The organism is Microbacterium sp. C-MGS6 (genome assembly GCF_058140415.1).
This window is the reverse complement of sequence record NZ_CM176934.1, coordinates 142,138-159,220: the sequence shown is the minus strand read 5'-3', so window position 1 is coordinate 159,220 and position 17,083 is coordinate 142,138. Positions and strand designations below refer to the sequence as shown.

16 protein-coding genes are annotated in these 17,083 nt (G+C 72.7%); 8 read left to right on the top strand and 8 right to left on the bottom strand.

All coding sequences use genetic code 11. The features are described 5' to 3' along the window. Window positions 1–24: 24 nt before the first annotated feature. Entirely contained in the window at window positions 25–1,218 is a 1,194-nt protein-coding gene (locus AC3B5L_RS00775; protein WP_280565820.1) for a class I SAM-dependent methyltransferase, read from the bottom strand. 201 nt (window positions 1,219–1,419) lie between these two features. On the opposite strand from AC3B5L_RS00775, the gene AC3B5L_RS00770 reads away from it, so the two are divergent. The 4 genes from AC3B5L_RS00770 to AC3B5L_RS00755 all read left to right on the top strand — a co-directional run bounded on the left by AC3B5L_RS00770 (window position 1,420) and on the right by AC3B5L_RS00755 (window position 4,701). Beyond that, entirely contained in the window at window positions 1,420–1,809 is a 390-nt protein-coding gene (locus tag AC3B5L_RS00770) for a GntR family transcriptional regulator (protein WP_025104181.1), read from the top strand. Then, on the top strand, window positions 1,806–2,723 hold the full coding sequence (locus AC3B5L_RS00765; protein ID WP_187662888.1) for an ABC transporter ATP-binding protein: 918 nt from the start codon (window positions 1,806–1,808) through the stop codon (window positions 2,721–2,723). The genes AC3B5L_RS00770 and AC3B5L_RS00765 overlap by 4 nt, the downstream gene beginning before the upstream one ends. Next, a complete protein-coding gene (locus AC3B5L_RS00760) occupies window positions 2,723–3,409 on the top strand; it encodes a hypothetical protein (RefSeq protein WP_187662887.1) in 687 nt (228 codons plus the stop codon). Before AC3B5L_RS00765 ends, AC3B5L_RS00760 begins: the two co-directional genes overlap by 1 nt. Before the next feature lie 173 nt (window positions 3,410–3,582). Continuing rightward, a complete protein-coding gene (locus AC3B5L_RS00755) occupies window positions 3,583–4,701 on the top strand; it encodes an FUSC family protein (protein ID WP_268777538.1) in 1,119 nt (372 codons plus the stop codon). A gap of 1 nt (window position 4,702) precedes the next feature. On the opposite strand, the gene AC3B5L_RS00750 is transcribed toward AC3B5L_RS00755, so the two are convergent. Then, the gene (locus tag AC3B5L_RS00750) at window positions 4,703–5,293 is read right to left on the bottom strand and encodes an ArsR/SmtB family transcription factor (RefSeq protein WP_187662885.1); all 591 of its coding nucleotides are present in this window, start codon (window positions 5,291–5,293) and stop codon (window positions 4,703–4,705) included. Window positions 5,294–5,363: 70 nt separating this feature from the next. On the opposite strand from AC3B5L_RS00750, the gene AC3B5L_RS00745 reads away from it, so the two are divergent. Beyond that, the gene (locus tag AC3B5L_RS00745) at window positions 5,364–6,662 is read left to right on the top strand and encodes an MFS transporter (protein ID WP_490096069.1); all 1,299 of its coding nucleotides are present in this window, start codon (window positions 5,364–5,366) and stop codon (window positions 6,660–6,662) included. A gap of 16 nt (window positions 6,663–6,678) precedes the next feature. Here AC3B5L_RS00745 and AC3B5L_RS00740 read toward each other — a convergent pair whose 3' ends face one another. Then, window positions 6,679–6,897 carry an SCO4848 family membrane protein gene (locus tag AC3B5L_RS00740; protein WP_490096068.1) on the bottom strand — a complete coding sequence of 73 codons (219 nt, stop codon included), beginning with the start codon at window positions 6,895–6,897 and terminating at the stop codon, window positions 6,679–6,681. 119 nt (window positions 6,898–7,016) lie between these two features. Between AC3B5L_RS00740 and AC3B5L_RS00735 the strand changes: the two genes are divergently transcribed. Genes AC3B5L_RS00735 through AC3B5L_RS00725 form a run of 3 tightly spaced genes read left to right on the top strand, consistent with a single transcriptional unit; the run spans window position 7,017 to window position 12,211 of the window. Next, on the top strand, window positions 7,017–8,096 hold the full coding sequence (locus AC3B5L_RS00735; protein ID WP_490096067.1) for an RNA polymerase sigma factor: 1,080 nt from the start codon (window positions 7,017–7,019) through the stop codon (window positions 8,094–8,096). Between the two features lie 50 nt (window positions 8,097–8,146). Continuing rightward, on the top strand, window positions 8,147–9,718 hold the full coding sequence (locus tag AC3B5L_RS00730) for a S8 family peptidase (protein WP_268777541.1): 1,572 nt from the start codon (window positions 8,147–8,149) through the stop codon (window positions 9,716–9,718). A 48-nt stretch (window positions 9,719–9,766) separates the two neighbouring features. Next, window positions 9,767–12,211 carry a CHAT domain-containing protein gene (locus AC3B5L_RS00725; RefSeq protein ID WP_365756764.1) on the top strand — a complete coding sequence of 815 codons (2,445 nt, stop codon included), beginning with the start codon at window positions 9,767–9,769 and terminating at the stop codon, window positions 12,209–12,211. A 256-nt stretch (window positions 12,212–12,467) separates the two neighbouring features. Here the strand turns inward: AC3B5L_RS00725 and AC3B5L_RS00720 are convergent, their stop codons facing one another. The 5 genes from AC3B5L_RS00720 to AC3B5L_RS00700 are packed head-to-tail and all read right to left on the bottom strand — an operon-like array spanning window position 12,468 to window position 17,025. After that, window positions 12,468–13,244 (bottom strand): DeoR/GlpR family DNA-binding transcription regulator, encoded by a 777-nt coding sequence (locus AC3B5L_RS00720; RefSeq protein WP_490096066.1) that lies wholly within the window; start codon window positions 13,242–13,244, stop codon window positions 12,468–12,470. Continuing rightward, window positions 13,241–14,173, bottom strand: coding sequence for a class II fructose-bisphosphate aldolase (locus AC3B5L_RS00715; protein ID WP_490096065.1), 933 nt, complete (start codon window positions 14,171–14,173; stop codon window positions 13,241–13,243). The genes AC3B5L_RS00720 and AC3B5L_RS00715 overlap by 4 nt, the downstream gene beginning before the upstream one ends. Continuing rightward, a complete protein-coding gene (locus AC3B5L_RS00710) occupies window positions 14,170–15,111 on the bottom strand; it encodes a 1-phosphofructokinase family hexose kinase (RefSeq protein ID WP_490096064.1) in 942 nt (313 codons plus the stop codon). The genes AC3B5L_RS00715 and AC3B5L_RS00710 overlap by 4 nt, the downstream gene beginning before the upstream one ends. Next, entirely contained in the window at window positions 15,108–16,100 is a 993-nt protein-coding gene (locus AC3B5L_RS00705) for an ROK family protein (protein WP_315636832.1), read from the bottom strand. Before AC3B5L_RS00705 ends, AC3B5L_RS00710 begins: the two co-directional genes overlap by 4 nt. Before the next feature lie 25 nt (window positions 16,101–16,125). After that, the gene (locus AC3B5L_RS00700; RefSeq protein WP_366237203.1) at window positions 16,126–17,025 is read right to left on the bottom strand and encodes an SIS domain-containing protein; all 900 of its coding nucleotides are present in this window, start codon (window positions 17,023–17,025) and stop codon (window positions 16,126–16,128) included. Between the last annotated feature and the right edge of the window lie 58 nt (window positions 17,026–17,083).

Genomic DNA, 17,083 nt, shown 5'->3' with positions numbered 1-17,083 from the left:
TCTAGCAATCTCGGGGCGGCGTACTCACGGGCGCCGGACGGTGCGCGTCACGGTGAACTTCGGGGTGCGCCGGAGCTGATCGGTGGGGCCGATCAGACGGCTCATCTCGGCCCGGTGGCCGAGGCTCGAGTTGTACACCGTGAACAGCTCCCCGTCCGGTCGGAGCAGACGCGCGGTGGCCTCGAACAGGCGGGTCGCGGCGCCGGTGTGCACGCTGGCGCCGAGGTGGAACGGCGGATTCAAGAGCGCCGTGTCGAAGCTCCCCGCGGCGAGCGCCGAACCCGCGTCGTCGTGCGTGACCTCGACCCGGTAGGCCACGCCGTTCGCCGACGCGGTGGCACGGGCGGAGGCGACGGCGGCGGCCGAACGGTCTGTGGCGACGACGCGGTCCTGCGGGTGGGCGAGCGCCCAGGACACGGCGAGCGCTCCGGTCCCGCAGCCGAGGTCGAGCACGCGGCGTCCGCCGTTCACAACTCCGGAAGAACGGCCGCTCTCGCCGCCGTTCCGCTCGTTCTCGGCGCGTGTCACCTCTGTTCTCCTGAGTTGTGAACCGTCGAGGTCGAGCACCTCGAGCAGGACCCGGGTGCCGATATCGAGGCGGGACCCGGCGAAGGCGCCGCCGTGGGCCACGAGGACGAGGTCGCCGTGCCGCGCGGTGACCGGGAACGGCGGCGACTCGGGCACCGGGAGCGGCTCGGAGGCGACGAGCAGCCGCGACTTCCGCTCGGCGCGCTGCGCCTGTACCCGGGCGAAGCTCCGCCCCAGCACCTCGTTCTGCGCCAGAGTCATGTGCTTCACCCGACCGCCTGCGACGAGCACCACGTCAGGCGCAGCCCACCGGGCGACCGCATCCGCGATCTCCTCCAGTTCGGCGAGGGCCTTCGGGAGCTGCAGCAGCACCAGTTGCGCACCGGCGAGCAGGCTCTCGTCGAGTTCGTGCGGGGTGAACCCACCGATCCTGAGCTCCTCCGCATTGCGGGCGAGCGCGCGGCGTCCGGTCGCGAGGTCCTGGTGCACACGGATCCCGCGCCTCCCGGCCGCCGTGAGAGCGAGCGAGATCGCGCCGTACTCGTCTCCGATCACGACCGTCTCGGACCCTGGCACGTCGAGGGCGAGCGTCCGCTCCACGAGCAGCAGATCGGTCGCATCGTGGGCCTGGAGGTTGTCCGCCTCGACGTCGGGCCAGCGACGCAGACGACTGTAGGGGAACTCCGGCACCAGCCCACTGTACGCGGCCCGCCTCGCCCCCCCGTGCACAACTTCGGAGCTGACGGCCGGCACGCCGCCCGGACCGCCCGTCTGGCGGCGTGTCGACCGAGATCTCCGAAGCTGTGCCTGCCCGCGAAGGAGAGGGTTGACACGGAACCGGGTCCCATGGTTACTTAGTCAAGTAAGTAACCCAGCAACCACGGAGGACTCGTGATCGAAGAAGGCAAGCCGCTCTTCCTCCAGATCGCCGAGCAGATCGAGGACTCCATCCTCGACGGCTCGCTGGCCGAGGAGGCGCAGGCCCCTTCGACGAACGAGCTCGCCGCGTTCTACCGCATCAACCCCGCCACCGCTGCGAAGGGAGTCGCCATGCTCACCGACAAGGGAGTGCTCCACAAGCGCCGAGGCATCGGCATGTTCGTCTCGGAAGGCGCCAGGGAACTGCTCCTCGGCGAGCGCCGCGCGGCCTTCGCCGACCGCTACATCGACCCGCTCCTCGCGGAGGCCCGCACGCTGGGTCTCGGCGCGGAAGACCTCGCGGACCTGCTCCGGCAGCGCGCCGCATCCGCCCCCACCCCAGAAGGGAAGAACCCCGCATGACCGCCGTCATCGAGGTGCAGAACCTCACCAAGCGCTACAAGGAGAAGAGGGCGCTCGACAACGTGTCGCTCTCGCTCGAGGGAGGCTCAATCTACGGGCTCCTCGGCCGCAACGGTGCCGGGAAGACGACACTCATGTCGATCCTCACGGCGCAGAACTTCGAGTCCTCCGGCACTGTGAAGGTGTTCGGCGAGCACCCGTACGAGAACGCCCACGTGCTCGGCCGGATCTGCTTCGTCCGGGAGAGCCAGAAGTACCCGGACGACGCGACCCCGCGGCACGCGTTCGCCGCCGCGCGCCTGTTCTTCCCGCACTGGGACCAGGACCTCGCGGACGAGCTCATCGCGGAGTTCCAGCTGCCGATGAAGCAGACCATCAAGAAGCTCTCCCGCGGGCAGCTCTCCGCGGTCGGCGTCATCATCGGCCTGGCCTCCCGCGCCGAGATCACGTTCTTCGACGAGCCCTACCTGGGGCTCGACGCCGTCGCCCGACAGATCTTCTACGACCGGCTCGTCGAGGACTACGCGGAGCACCCGCGCACGATCATCCTCTCCTCGCACCTGATCGACGAGGTCGCGAACCTCATCGAGAAGGTCATCGTGATCGACAACGGCCAGATCCTCCTGAACGAGGACACCGATGCCGTCCGCGACCGCGCCGTGACCGTCGTCGGCGACGCCGCCAAGGTCGACGCCTGGACCGCCGGCCGCGAGGTGCTGCACCGGGATGAGCTCGGCCGCGTCGCCTCGGTCACCGTGCTCGGCACCCTCACCGCCGACGACCGCGCCGACGTGCGGGCCGCGGGTCTCGACCTCGCCCCCGTCTCGCTGCAGCAGCTCATCGTCCGCCTCACCCAGAAGGCCGAGAGCCGCGGCGCCACGAGAGCCGATGCCACCACGGAAGGAGTCCGCTGATGCGACGCACACTCAACGTCATCCGGCTGCAGCTCATCAACCGGCAGACCTTCGTCTGGGTCCCCCTGATCATCCTCGGCTCCGCCGTCGTGATCTCGGTCCTCATCTACGCGATGATCCCGGGCGATGCCCCCAAATACGGCGGAGGCGGCCAGGCGCCGCTGTGGTACTTCTTCGCGATCGGCCTGTCGGCCATGACGCTGACCTTCCCGTTCTCGCAGGCCATGAGCGTCACCCGGCGCGAGTTCTTCATCGGGACGCTGCTGACCGCGATCCTCGGGAGCGCACTGCTCGGGGTGCTGTTCCTCCTGGGCGGTGCGATCGAGCTCGCCACCAACGGCTACGGCGTGAACGGCTGGGTGTTCCACCTGCCGTGGCTGTGGGAGGCCGGCCCGCTCGGCGCCTTCGTCGTCTACTTCACCCTCGCCCTGTTCTTCTTCGTGGTCGGGTTCACCGGCGCGACCATCTACAAGAGCTGGGGTCCGATGGTCCTCACCATCGTCGGCGTCGCCCTGGCGCTCCTCCTCGTGGGGGTCGTGTACCTGGTGACACGGCTCGAGCTGTGGGGCGACGTGTGGCTCGGCATCCTCGACCTCGGCGCCGTGGGCCTCGCGCTCTGGGGGCTCGTGGTCGTGGCCGTCCTCAGCGTCATCTCGTTCCTCGCGTTCCGTCGGGCCACGCCCTGACGCAAGGATCCGAATCCGCGGATGCCGCGGCTGCGCACCCCGCGCGGTCGCGGCATCCGCGTCCTACCGCCTCTACCCGGCGGCCCGAGCCGGGGCAACCCGGTGGCCGCAGGCGGCCCTCGGCCCTATCCTCGCCAGAGAGGACCACCCGACCGCCGCGAGGAGAGGATGACGTGACGCCTGACCTTTCCCGCCTGCGCGTCCGCGAGCGCCGCTCGTACCTCGCCCGCACCATTCGCGAGGCGGTCCGACCCGCCCGCCTGCTCCTCGTCGTCAAGACGGCGCTCGCCGTGGGGCTCGCGTGGACCATCGCGCCGCACATGCCGGGAGTCACCGACGAGTATCCGTACTACGCACCCCTCGGCGCGCTCGTGAGCATGTATCCGACGCTCATGGGGTCCATGCGGTCGAGCCTGCAGACCCTGTTCGGCCTGGCCACCGGTATCGGTCTGGCCGCGGTGATCGTGCTCACCGTCGGACCGACGTGGTGGACGATCCCCCTCGTCGTCGGCCTCGGCGTCCTCGTCTCCGGCACCGGCTGGTTCGGCGTCGGGAAGGAGTACGTCCCGATGGCGGCGCTGTTCGTGCTCATCATCGGCGGTCAGAACGCGGACGACTACTCCGTCGGCTACCTGGCCCAGATGGGGGTCGGAGTCGTGATCGGCCTGGTGGTGAACCTTCTCTTCGCACCCGCACCGCTCATCGGATCGGCGGAGGCGCGGGTGGAGCAGTTCCGACGACAGCTCGCGGGACACCTGCACGACATCGGCTCCGCGGTCTCCGAATCCTGGCCGCCGGAGACCGCGCAGTGGGCGGACGACGCCGCCGCGCTCGCCGAGACCACTGCCGACCTCCGTGCGGCCCTGGCCGAAGCCGACGAGAGCGTGCGCTACAACCCCCGAGCGCGCCGTCGGCACGCGGGAACCGCCCACATCCACGAGCAGCTCTCCACCCTGGACCGGATCGCGCACCTCATCCGCGACATCGCCGACGCGACGGCCGACACGATCTGGGAGCGCCCCGCCGGCATGCCCCTCGACCCCGCGCTGCCCGAGCCGTTGTCCGCGGCCTGCCACGCCGTCGCCGACGTCATCGCCGAGGACGACCCCGCCTCGAGCGCGGCGCACCGCCGTCGCGGCGAGGCGGCGCGGGCGATCCGGCTCCTGCTGGAGCGCGTCGACGACCGCACGTTCGACGTCCGCAGTTCGATGGGACCGGGCGTGCTGACGGCGATGCACCTCCGCCGCATCCTCATCCTCAGCGGCGAGCGCCCCGACGACGACGACGAGTGACTCAGATGGTGTCGTCGGCGACGACGATGTCCATCTGCCAGTACCGGCCGGTCGGGTCGGTGTCGTCGTGCGCGGCGTCGGCGGCGGAGAGCACGTCGTTGATGTTGTGCATCACGTCGTCGAACTCGGCCTCCGTGAGGCGGATGGTGCGCTGCACGAATGACGCGTGCACCTCGGCCGTGCGGCCGGAAACGTACTCCGGCGTCCAGGCCATCACCCGCCGCACGAGGTCCTGGTGGTCTTCGGCGAGCGCCGCCACGACGGCCCCGCCGAGCGCCTCGTCGGGCACGGGGTTCTCCGGACCGCCGACGTTGAGGGCCCCTTTGCGGCCCGTCCACACGCGGTCGCGGCGGTCTCTGGCCTGCTCCGGCGCCTCCTCGATGAGCCCCGCCTCGGCGAGCACTCGCAGGTGGAAGCTGGCGCTGTTGGCGGGCACATCGAGCTCGCCCGCGATGTCCGCCGCGCGCAGGAATCCCCGCCGGGCGATGAGACGCAGGATCTGCCGGCGCAACGGGTGCGAGTAGGCCTTGAGCATGGCCGACGTCATGAAGGCGGCGTCCTCCCGGGAGGTCGTTTCCGCGTCGTCGGCCATTCCCCGATCCTAGTCACGCATTTCCGCACGAATAGTTGCGCAATTAGTCTTGCGCAACTATCGTCGAGCCATGACGATGACGCCCACCCCCCACCGCCTGTCGCGGAACACGCGTTACCTCACCTGGCTCATCAGCGACACGAGCAAAGGCCTGGCGTCTGCCCTGTTCGGATTCGCCGTGCCGCTGCTCGCGCTGATCATCACGAACGACCCCGCGCAGGCCGGCGTCATCGCAGGTGCGGGCATGGTGGCCCGCCTGCTGCTCACGCTGGTCGGCGGCATCCTGGCGGACCGGCACCGGCGCATCGTGCTCATGCTCGTCGGCTCGATCCTGGGGATCGTGCTCGCCGGAGCCTTCACGCTCCTCGCCCTCGGCGGCGCTCTCACCTTCGCGACCCTCCTCGTGATCGACGTGCTGTTGGCCGCACGGAGCGGCCTCTTCGACGTCGCCGGCGAGAGCGCATTGAAGGAGATCGTCCCGGATGACGCGATGGGGCGGGCGCAGGCCGCGAACCAGGGGCGCGACGCCGCCCTCCAGCTCGCGGGCGGGCCCCTGGGCGGGCTGTTGCTCGGCGTGGGCGGCTGGCTCGTCGGTGCCGTCATGACCCTCTGCCACCTCGTCGCGGCCGTGACCGCCGGGTCGCTCGGCCGTCAGACCAGGCGAGCGGGCATCGCCGACACCGGTGCCGAGGAGGACGCGGACCTCGACGCGCCCACCACCCGCCCGAACGCCTGGCGGGAGTTCCGGGAGGGATTCGGCTGGCTGCTGTCCCGCCCCGACCTCGGCGGCGTCATGCTCATCATGACGATCATCAACCTCGGCTTCAACGCCGCGATCACCACCGTCGTCTACGCCCTGCAGCAGGCGGGGCACTCCGAACTGCTCATCGGCACGGTCAGCGCGGCGGTCGGCGCCGTGATGCTCGTCGGCGCGGTCGTCGCCCCGTTCCTCGTGCCCCGGATCCCGGCGGGGGTGCTGACGATCGGCGGACTCACGGTCGTCGCCCTCTGCGCCGTGGTGCTGTCGTTCGTGTCCGCGCCGTGGGCCGTCGCGGTCGTCCTCGGTGCCTCGGTGCTCCTTCTCCCCGCCCTGAACGCGGGGATGATGGGCTACTTCATGGTGGCCACGCCCTCCCGACTGCTGGGGCGCGCGAACAGCGCCATCGGCGTGCTTGCGATGGGAGCCATGCCGCTCGCCCCCCTCATCGCCGGCTTCGGCCTCGCGTGGGCGGGACGCCAGGGCACCATCCTGATCTGCGCAGCCCTGTGCGTGCTGGCCGCCGCCCTCGCGATCGGGAATCGCGCCCTCCGCAGCCTCCCCGTCGAGTCTCGGTGGGCCGCGCACGCCGCCCAGTACGAGGCGGACTGAGGCGGAGGATCGGGCGCTAGAGCGCGACCGCGAGCACGGTGATCCCCGCCGCCGCGGAGGCTACGGCGAGCGCCAGCGCGATCGCGATGAGGATGACGTGCACGCGGAGGAACGGGGCGGCCTTGCCGTTCTCGTCCCTGGCGCGCGGATCGTTCGCGACCCGCCTGTAGAACCGCGGCCAGACGAGCACGTTGAAGCCGGCATTGAGGAACAGCACGACGACGAGAGCGATCACCCCTCCACGCTATCGAGGGTGTCGTCGCCCCACGGATTCGGGCGTCGGAATTCTTGGACCGCGACATGTATCACCGAGCCCTTGCCGTGCTCCTGGTAGGTGTGATCACAATGGGCTTCATGATCGACGGTGCCCCCGGCGCCGCCTTCGATCCGGCATCCGACGACGGGCGCGCACGCTGGGAACGTGCCGCGGACCTGTTCGATGCGTGGCGCGATGGCGACGGCCGCTCGATGGACGACCTGGTGCGGCTGATGACGCCGGTGCTGTGGCACGTCGTGCGCGCCTACGGCCTCGAACGCACCCTCGCGGAAGACGTCGTGCAGACGACCTGGCTCCAGCTCGTGCGCGGCCACGGTGCCATCGCCGACCCGCGGGCCGTCTCCGCGTGGCTCACGACCACCGCCCGCCGCGAGGCCTGGAAGGTCGGCAAGGCGAACGGTCGCGTCGACACCGCGGAAGCCGACGACCTGGACGCCCTCCTTCCGGAGCAGGCGTCCGCCGAGGAGCACGCCACGCTGGACGACGAGAACCGACGGCTCTGGGCCGCGGTCCGCCGCCTCGCCGAGCGCTGCCAGCGTCTCCTCCGGGTGATCGCCTTCGAGGACCGCCCTGACTACGCGCGCCTCGCCCGCGACCTGTCCATGCCGGTCGGCAGCATCGGGCCGACCCGCAACCGCTGCCTCGCGAAGCTCCGCGACCTCCTCGACGCCCCGGCCCGTCGGACGGACGGACGGACGATCATGAGCGATGAGGACGACGCCCGGCTCTTCGCCCGCCTGCGCAGCCTCTGGGGAGAGGTCGATCCGGTCCCTGCCGGGCTGATCGACCGGATGGTCGCCGCGGTCGCGGCGGACGGACTCAACCGCGAGTACGCGCTGCTCACCCTCGTGGAGGGCCAGCTCGGCACGGTCCGCGGCGAGACCGACGCCCTCACCCTCCAGTTCAGCGACGGCAGCACGAGCATCCTCCTCCACGTCACGACGACCGCGTCCGGACGACGACGGATCGACGGCTGGGTGGACACCGCCGCTGCGGAGATCGTGTTGCTGCAGGGCGAGCGCGAACGCCGCACGACCCCGGCGGAGACCGGCCGATTCATGTTCGACGAGGTGCCGTCGGGGCTCAGCCGCGTGCGCCTGACCGCGACGGTCGGCGACGAGACCCGCACCCTGGAGACCCCGCAGTTCGAGTTGTGACCCCGCATCGCCGGCACCGTCGCCGTCGATGCCCACGGAGAGGATGACCGATGGAGCAGCCCCAGGGATGGACCTGGCAGGACCGCGCGGAGGGATCGATCCGCCGCGGGACCGCCCTCGACCCCAGCACCGAACCGGTGGACGGGATCCGAGCGTTCCCCACCGCGTACCTGCCGGAGCGCCTGCTGATCACGCGTGCCCTCGACGAGCAGGAGGCGTACGACCGCGAGCTGCGCGCCCTGAGGGATGCCGCCGACTCCTTCGGCTGGCGGCTGGAGCTGGAGTCGCCGGAGCGGGAGATCGGGAACGGCGAGCTCGTGCCGGGTGTCGCGGGGTTCCTGCGGGCGCGCTTGACCACGCCGGATGAGCCGACCAGGGGCGAGTCCCCCGTGGCACCCGATGCCTGGCGGGTGCTGCAACGCGCGCGTCGTCTGTCGCGCTCGACGATGCCGCGGACCAGCCTCGAGCACGTGCTCTCGATCGATCCGGTCGGACTCAACCCGTTCACCCGGACGAACCCGTTCACCCGGACCAACCCGTTCACCCGGACGAACCCCGTCCGCGGTGCGGCACCCGGCGGAGGCGGCAGCGACGACTACCTGGAGCCCGGACGCGGGGCGCGGCAGCCGGTCACCTGGCTCGGTCCCGCCCCGGCCCGCGCCGCCGCTCCGAAGCGCGGACGACGACCGGTCGTGGCGGTCCTCGACACCGGGTGCGGCGAGCACGCCTGGCTGCCGTCCGACATCGTCACCCGGCACGTGGAGCTCGACGGCGTCCCCGTGGGCTTCACGGACGACGCCGACCCGGAGCGCTACCCCGACCTCTACGGGCAGCTCGACGGCGAGATCGACGCGGTGGCCGGGCACGGCACCTTCATCGCGGGCCTCGTGCGTCAGGCCGCTCCGGACGCCGACATCCTGTCGATCCGTGTCGCCGGCGCGCTCGGGGTGGTGGACGAGAGCACGCTCCTCGAGACCGTGGCGCAGGTCGTGGAGCTGCTCCGGCGGCATCGGGAGGATCCGACGACGGGCTTCCCGATCGACGTGCTGAACCTCTCCCTCAGCTACTACCACGAGACCCCGACCGACGGGCTCTTCAGCACGACGCTGTACGAGCTGCTCGCGAAGGCCAGGGAACTCGGCTGCGTGGTCGTCTGCTCGGCCGGCAACGACGCGATCGACCGCCCCTCCTTCCCCGCGTCGCTGTGGCCGTGGCCCGGCGCCGACAACGGGCTGCGGTCCGACGACGGGGCTCCGCACGTCTCCGTCGGCGCCCTGAACCCGTCGGCGCACTCCGTGGCCCTGTTCTCGAACGTCGGCCCGTGGGTGCAGGTGTACGCCCCGGGCGCCGCGGTGGTCAGCACCTCGCCGGCCTTCGTCGGCGGCGCGCAGGCCGCGACCCGCGCAGACGTCGACGGGCTGCCGCGCGAGACGCTCGACCCGGACGACTACCGAGGCGGCTTCGCGGTGTGGAGCGGCACCTCCTTCGCGGCTCCGTACATCGCCGGACGGGTCGCCGCCCAGCTCGGCGCCGTCCCGACCCAGGGTGTGAAGCCCGCCGTCGCCGCGAAGGCCGTCGCCGCCGTCCTGACGTCGCTGCCGACGCCGCACGAGAGGTCCTGACGCCTCTCACCCTTCCGCACGACCGCTCCGGCACGGCATCCTGGACGGATGCCCCTGTCCGCGAGCGCGCTGCACCGACGCGGCGTCGAGGCGGCCAACGCCCGGCAGTTCACCCGCGCCCGGCGGGAACTGGAGAAGGCCGCCGCCCGCACCGACGACGCCGACCTCCGCGCCCGCATCGACGGGACGGCCGCCTACGTGCTCGCGCAGACCGGCGAGCCCGCGGCGGCGGAGGCGCTGTGCCGGGAGGCCCTGGCCAGGGACGGACTGCAGGCCGAGACGGTCGCCCTCCTCGGCGGGCAGCTCGGCGCCCTCCTCATGCACGGCGGACGGATGGAGGAGGCCGAGGCGAGCCTGACCGCCGCGATCGACGCCCTCACCGCTGCCGGTGCCGAGACCACCGCGCTCGCGAACTGTCTGATGAACCGGTCGGTGGTGCGGATGCAGCGCCATCGTCTGGACACCTGCATGGCCGACCTCCGGCGCGCGATCGCGATCTACGAGGCGCACGAGGAACGGGACTCCCTCGCCGAGGCCACGCACAACCTCGGCTATGCCGCGCTGCTCGGCGGGGACCTCGTGTCGGCGCTGCGCCTGATGGCCGCGTCCCGGTCGACGTTCGCGGCCACCAGCGCCCTGGCCACCGCCATCAGCGACCTCGACCGCGCCGAGGTGCTCCGCGACGCGGGCCTGACCACCGAGGCGGAGGCGCTGCTCGGCCGCGTGGCCGTGCAGTTCGGTGCACAGCGGATGCGCCAGGCCCGTGGTGAGGCCGAGTTCCACCTCGCCCGCTCGCTCGTCCGGCACGACCCTCGGGCGGCCGAGCGCGCCGCCCGCACCGCCGCCCGACGCTTCACCGCCCTCGGCAGCAGCGGCTGGGCGGCCAGAGCCGCCGCGGTGCAGCTGGAGGCGCGGCAGCGGATCCGGCCCGACCGCCCCCTCGATGCGGACGCGTGGGAACGCGTGGCGCAGGAGCTCGACCGGAGCGGCTTCCGCACCGAGGCCACGGCCCTGCGGCTGAGCGCCCGCCGCGACGGCACCGGCCGCCTCCCCCGCGTCCCCGCCTCGGCCCCGACGCCGCTGCGGCTCCGTGCGCAGGAGGTCCGTGCGGCCCGCGCCGCCGGACGCGGCCGTGACGGGGAGGCGCTGCGCGCCGCGGCCGCCGGGCTCGACCTGCTGTCGGTGTGGCAGCGGTCGTTCGGCGCCCTCGACCTGCAGGCCTCCGTCGCCATGCACGCCAGCGACCTCGTGTTCACCGGGCTCGCCGCCGCGGTCCGCCGCCGCGACCCTGCGACGCTCTTCGAGTGGTCCGAGCGCGCCCGGCACCTCAGCCAGCAGGTCGCCCCCGTCCGCCCCCCGCACGACGACGCCCTCGCCGCCGACCTCGCAGAACTGCGGATGCTGCGCGCCGACCTCGCGGGGGCGGACTGGACGACCGACCCCACCGTCCGCGCGCTCCGCGACCGGGTGCGGGAGCGGCAGTGGTCCGCCACCGGCTCGGGAGCGACGAGGGAGCGCCGGACGCTCGCCGAGACCTCCGCGCTCCTGCCGTCCGATACGGCGGTGCTGGCCTACGTCTACACCGGCACCGGCCTGCACGGGGTAGTGGTGCGGCCGGACGGCGCGACCGTCGTCGACCTGTCGTGGTCGCGGGTACGGACCGCTCTCGACGGCCTGCGCGCCGACCTCGACATGGCCGCGCTCACGCGGGGCGGCGCGATGGGGCCGGTGACCGCGCGCGCTCTGACGGCACGCCTCGCAGTCCTGGACGACGAGCTGCTCGGGCCGATGCGCCGGGCCGCCGCGGGCGCCGAGCGGTTCGTCGTCACCGTTCCCGGGATCCTCGGCGGGGTGCCGTGGGCCATGCTCCCCAGCATGCACGGCGTGCCGTTCACCCTCGCGACCTCGGTCTCGCGCTGGTTTCACGGCACGACGGCCGCCGCCTCGACCCCGAGCGTGGGCTTCGCGGCGGGACCACGGGTACCGCGGGCGGCGGAAGAGGTCCGGCGCGCGGCGGATTCATGGACGACGCGGGGGGCGACCCGCCTGCTGCAGGGCACCGAGGCGACCGTGACCGCCGCCACGGCACTGGCCGCTTCCGTCGATGTGCTCCACATCGCCGCGCACGGACGCCATGCGGTCGACAATCCTCTGTTCTCCGGCTTCGAGCTCGCCGACGGGGTGCTCTTCGGCTACGACGTCGACCTCATCCCCCGGGTGCCGCGGACCGTGATCCTCTCGGCGTGCGAGCTGGGGCGCTCCTCCGTGCGCTGGGGAGAGGAGGCCCTGGGCATGACGCGGGTCTGGCTGCACGCGGGCGCGGACTCGGTGATCGCGGCCCCGGTCACGGTGCCGGACGACGACGCCTGCGAGCTCCTCACCGCGGTCCACGACGGCCTCTCGACCGGCGCTTCTCCCGCCGACGCCCTGGCGAGCGCCGCGCTGACGACGGGGGTTTCCGCCCCATTCCAGTGTCACGGCAACGGATTCTGACTTTTTTGCCGGACCGAGGTATCAGAATCGCACCCACCCTCTCCTGTTCTTCGGAAGGTGTCGAGCGACAGGCCTCGAAGGGAGAGGCCCGAGGGAGGCGCCGTCGGTTCTGGGGAAACGCCGCTGGGGAGCGGGAAGACGAGACGGACACCATCTGCTCGGGAGCGTCGCGGTATGCAGCCGCGACGCTCTCGCAGGGCCTCGGCGATCTGGGGACGCCGAGGCCCTCGGGGTGTCCGCGGGCGGCCGGAGCGCCTCAGGCGAGGAGGACGCTGTACCCCGCGGCGCGCAGCGCATCGACCGCGGCGCCGTCGGCTCCTCGATCCGTGATGACGGTGGCGAAGAGCTCCGGCCCGCCGACCGTGGAGAACGCCTCGACCCCGAGCTTGCTGCCGTCGGTCACGACGACGGCGCGCCGCGCACGCTCCGCCATCATCCGGTTCACCGCCGCCTCGCGCTCGTCCTGCGTGGTCGCCCCGGCTGCCGCGTCCATCCCGTTCACACCGATGAAGGCGAGGTCCAGCCGCACCCCGCGGAGAAGCTGCTCGACGAACGGGCCCACGAGCTCGTACGTGCGCGAGTGGATGACACCGCCCGTGACGACCACCTTGATCTCCGGCCGGGTGGCGAGCTGTGCGGCGATGTTCACCGCGTTCGTGACCACCGTGATCCCGCCCTCCGCCGCCAGACCCTCGCGGGCGGCGAGCGCGGCCGCGATGGCCGTGGTCGTCGTGCCGCCGGAGAGGCCGACCACCATACCGGGGGTCACGAGCGCCGCCGCGGTCTGTGCGATGCTCTCCTTCTCGTGGGTGCGGAGATGGCTCTTGTAGCGGAGGGGCAGCTCGTAGGCGACGGTCTGCGCCACGGCGCCGCCGTGCGTGCGGGTGAGCAGCCGCTGCTCGGCGAGGGAGTCGAGGTCGCGGCGGGTGGTGGCCGGAGAGGCTCCGAACCGCTCCACCAGCTCCTCCACCGTCACCTCCCCGTCCGCCGCGAGGAGGTCGAGGATCGCGTGCAGTCGGGCCGCGCGCTTCACCGGTCGTCGTTTCGCGTCGAGGTCGCAGCCATGCCGGGAACCTCTGCGACCGGAGCGGGATTCTGCGACGGCAGCAGGGCGAACAGTCGCAGCATCCGGGCGGCTTCGTCCGCGAGGGCGGCGCGGGCGGGAGCGAGGTACTTGCGGGAGTCGACGAGACGCTCGTCGGCGGCGAGCACCTCGCGGACCGCCCGCGTGAAGAAGCCGTTGAGGTGGGTGGAGACGTTGACCTTCGTCATCCCGGCGCGCACGGCGTCGGCGATCACGGCGTCGGCAACCCCGGAGGAGCCGTGCAGCACGAGAGGCACATCGGTCCCGTCGGAGGCGGCACCGCGCAGGGCCCCCCGCAGCCGGGCGATGAGGTCGAGGTCGAGGGAGGCGGTGCGGTCGGTCATGGCGTGCGACGACCCCACGGCCACGGCGAGCGCGTCCACGCCGGTCGCGGCGACGAACGCCCGCGCCTCGTCCGGATCGGTGCGCACGCCGGGGGCATGGGCGCCGTCCTTCCCGGCCACCTCGCCGAGCTCGCCCTCCACGTAGACCCCTGCCGCGCGCGCCCGGGCGGCGACCTCGGCGGTCACCGCCACGTTCTCGTCGTAGGGCAGCGCGCCGCCGTCGAACATGACCGAGCCGAAGCCGAGGGCCACCGCCTCGTCGACGAGCTCCGGTCGCTCCGCGTGGTCGAGGTGCACTGCCACCGGGGTCTCCGCGCGTCGTGCCGCGGCGAGCGTCGCGAGGGCGATCGGCTCCAGACCGCCGTGATAGTCGGCGCAGTTCTGCGAGATCTGCAGGATCACGGGGAGCTGTGCGAGTGCGGAGGCCCGCACGAGGCCCTCCGCGGTCTCCAGGTGGATGACGTTGAAGGCACCGATGCCGGTGCCGGCGGTGGCAGCCGCGGAGACGAGCTCCCGGGCGGAGACGAGGGTCACGAAGGGTCCTTCCGGAAGGAGGCGGGGGCGGGGCGGGACACGCGGAGCTGCTCCTCGAGCGCGCGCCAGCGGGGAGAGATGTCGCCGGCGAGCGGCATGAGCACGGCGGCCGCCGACCACGCGGTCGCGCGACGGAGGATGACCTCGGGATCACGCTCGCCCTCCGCGGAGAGCACGGCGCAGGCCGCGACCGCGGCGTCTCCCGCACCGGTCGGGTTGCCGGAGAGCGGCTCGTCGAGTCGGGCGTGCAGGAGATCGGTCGCGGTCACCGCGAGCATGCCGTCGGCCCCGAGCGACAGGAGCACGAGCTCGGCGCCCCGGGCCAGCAGCGACCGAGCCCCCTCGACGGGGTCGTCGATGCCGGTGGCTTCGGCGAGCTCCGCGGCATTGGGTTTGAGCACGGTGGCTCCGGCGTCGGCGGCGCGCAGGAGGGCCGGGCCCGAGGTGTCCACGATCACCGGGACCCGGGCGTCGGCGCCCACCGCGACGAGCATCGGCACGAGCGATTCCGGCGCTCCCGGGGGGAGGCTCCCGGAGACGACGAGGACCGCGCCGGGAAGCCGGTCGACGATCTCCGCGAGAAGCCCGCCCCACTCGGCATCGGTGGGGTTCACCCCTCGTTCGTTGACGATCGTGGTGTCGCCCGCGGCCTCGTCGACGAGGGCGATGCTGCGACGGGTGTCGGCCGCGACGGGCACGAGCACATGGGGCACGCCGCTGGCCGTGAGCTCCGCGGCGAACTCCGCGCCGACCGGACCGCCGGCCGTGGTCAGCGCGAGGACGGACGCCCCCTCGGCGTGCGCGACCCTGGCGACGTTGAGGCCCTTGCCGCCGGCGCGGGACGCCCCGGTCTCGGCACGGTGCGTCCCGCCTGCGACGAGGCGATCGACCCGCCAGGTGAGGTCCAGGGCCGGGTTCGGGGTGACGGTGAGGATCATGCGAGCTCCCTGGCACGGAGGGCGGCGCCGATCAGGCCCGCGTTGCCGGACAGCTCGGCGGGGACGAGCGCGGGGAGGCGGTGGAAGCTGAGGCGGGCGGCGAGACGGGACCGCAACTCGTCGAAGAGCGCGCCGCCCGCCCGCGACAGTCCGCCGCCGATCACCACGGCCTCGGGGGCGACCACGGCGGTCAGCTGCGCGAGCGACAGGGTGAGCGCGTCCAGCGCCGAGTCCCAGATGTCGGCGGCGACCCGGTCCCCGGCGGCCGCGCGGGCGATGACGTCCTTGGCACCGTCCGGGGTCGTCCCCGTGGCCTCCCGGTAGCGGCGCGCGATGGCGCCCGCTGAGGCCACGGCCTCCAGACAGCCACGGGCACCGCACGGGCACACCGGTCCGTCGGCGATCGGGGAGTGCCCGATCTCGCCGGCGTAGCCTCCGGCCGTGTAGGGGTGGCCGCCGACGAGCAGGGCCCCGGCGATGCCGGTGCCGATCACGAGGATCACCGCGTCGTCGTAGGCCCGCGCGCCGCCCAGCTCGTGCTCGGCCCAACTCGCGGCGCGCACGTCGTGGTCGAACGCGACGGGGAGGCCGAGTCGCTCGGCGGCGAGCGCGCGCAGCGGTGCGTCCCGCCAGCCCATGTTGCTCGCGAACACTCCGATCCCGGCGGCCGCGTCGACGATCCCCGGCACCACGAGCCCGGCGGCGCGCGGCGTCACGTCGGGATGCTCATCGCGGAGCTGCGCGGCGAGCACCTGCAGCCGGTCGAGCAGCGCGGGGGTGCGGTCGCCGTCGGCCGTGGGGGTGGGCGTGCGGCGGAGACCGAGCGCCCGCCCGTCCGCATCGAACAGCGCCGACTTGATGTCCGTCCCTCCGACGTCGAAGGCCAGGACGGGCGACCCGGCGCCGAGCGTGCGCACCGCGGCGAGCTTCTCGCCGGCCTCGTCCCTCGCGACGTCGGGGATCGCGTCCGCGGCGTCGTTCGGGGTCATCGCTCGGCTCCGGGGATCGCTGGCGTCATGCATCCAGGATGACGGATCGCGTGAGGTTGCGCGGCTGGTCGGGGTCGAGCCCGCGGGCCACGGCACGGTCGAGGGCTGTCCGGTGCAGGCGCACGAGATCGGCGAGCGGGTCGATCGCGCGGTGCTCGAAACGGGCGCCCGTGCCGCGCACCTCCGCGGCCAGTCCTTCCGGTGCCTCTCCGAACTGCCACGTCACCCGGCCCGGGGCGGCGATGGCGATCGGACCGTGACGGTAGTCCATCGACGGATACGCCTCGGTCCACGACTGCGACGACTCGCGCAGCTTCAGCGCGGCCTCGTGGGCCAGGCCGATCGTCCAGCCCCGCCCGAGGAACGTGTACTGCTCGGCATCGCGCAGCTCGATGTCGTCCCCGTCTTCGGCGAGCACGGCCGACGCGTCGGCGATGGCTCCGGAGAGGTCCTCACCCAGCGACGCCCGGAAGAGGGCGAGCGCGGTCGTGGCGAAGCGCGTCTGCACCACCGACTGCTCGTCGGCGAACGGCAGCAGCACGGCATCGTCGACGAGGGAGACGAGCGGGGAGTCGGGGTCGCCGATCACGCCGATCGTGCGGGTGCGCCCCTTGATGCGGTCGACGAGCTCCAGCACCTCGGTGGTGGTGCCGGAGCGGGTGAGGGCGACGACGGCGTCGTAGCCGCGGTCGACGAAGGCCTCGGAGGCCGCGAACGCGTCGGTCTCGCCGTGGCCGGACGACTCGCGCAGCGCGGCGTAGGACTGCGCCATGAACCACGAGGTGCCGCAGCCGACGACCGCGACCCGTGCACCCCGGGCCGGCAGCAGAGCCTGCTCGGCGGTGAGTTCGGCGGCGGTGGCCCACATCTCCGGCTGGGAGCGGAGCTCTGCGCGCATGTGTGCGCCGGGCAGCGAAGCGGTCATGAAGAGGCCTTTCGGACGAGATGTTGCGTACTTGTGATTGTTTCGGGCGTTATCCGAT

Bases quoted from the DNA above. Each gene is read 5' to 3' on its own strand.
- AC3B5L_RS00765 (WP_187662888.1), top strand. From the start codon at position 1,806: ATGACCGCCGTCATCGAGGTGCAGAACCTCACCAAGCGCTACAAGGAG.
- AC3B5L_RS00760 (WP_187662887.1), top strand. From the start codon at position 2,723: ATGCGACGCACACTCAACGTCATCCGGCTGCAGCTCATCAACCGGCAG.
- AC3B5L_RS00750 (WP_187662885.1), bottom strand. From the start codon at position 5,293: ATGGCCGACGACGCGGAAACGACCTCCCGGGAGGACGCCGCCTTCATG.
- AC3B5L_RS00745 (WP_490096069.1), top strand. From the start codon at position 5,364: ATGACGATGACGCCCACCCCCCACCGCCTGTCGCGGAACACGCGTTAC.
- AC3B5L_RS00735 (WP_490096067.1), top strand. From the start codon at position 7,017: ATGATCGACGGTGCCCCCGGCGCCGCCTTCGATCCGGCATCCGACGAC.
- AC3B5L_RS00730 (WP_268777541.1), top strand. From the start codon at position 8,147: ATGGAGCAGCCCCAGGGATGGACCTGGCAGGACCGCGCGGAGGGATCG.
- AC3B5L_RS00725 (WP_365756764.1), top strand. From the start codon at position 9,767: ATGCCCCTGTCCGCGAGCGCGCTGCACCGACGCGGCGTCGAGGCGGCC.
- AC3B5L_RS00710 (WP_490096064.1), bottom strand. From the start codon at position 15,111: ATGATCCTCACCGTCACCCCGAACCCGGCCCTGGACCTCACCTGGCGG.
- AC3B5L_RS00705 (WP_315636832.1), bottom strand. From the start codon at position 16,100: ATGACCCCGAACGACGCCGCGGACGCGATCCCCGACGTCGCGAGGGAC.
- AC3B5L_RS00700 (WP_366237203.1), bottom strand. From the start codon at position 17,025: ATGACCGCTTCGCTGCCCGGCGCACACATGCGCGCAGAGCTCCGCTCC.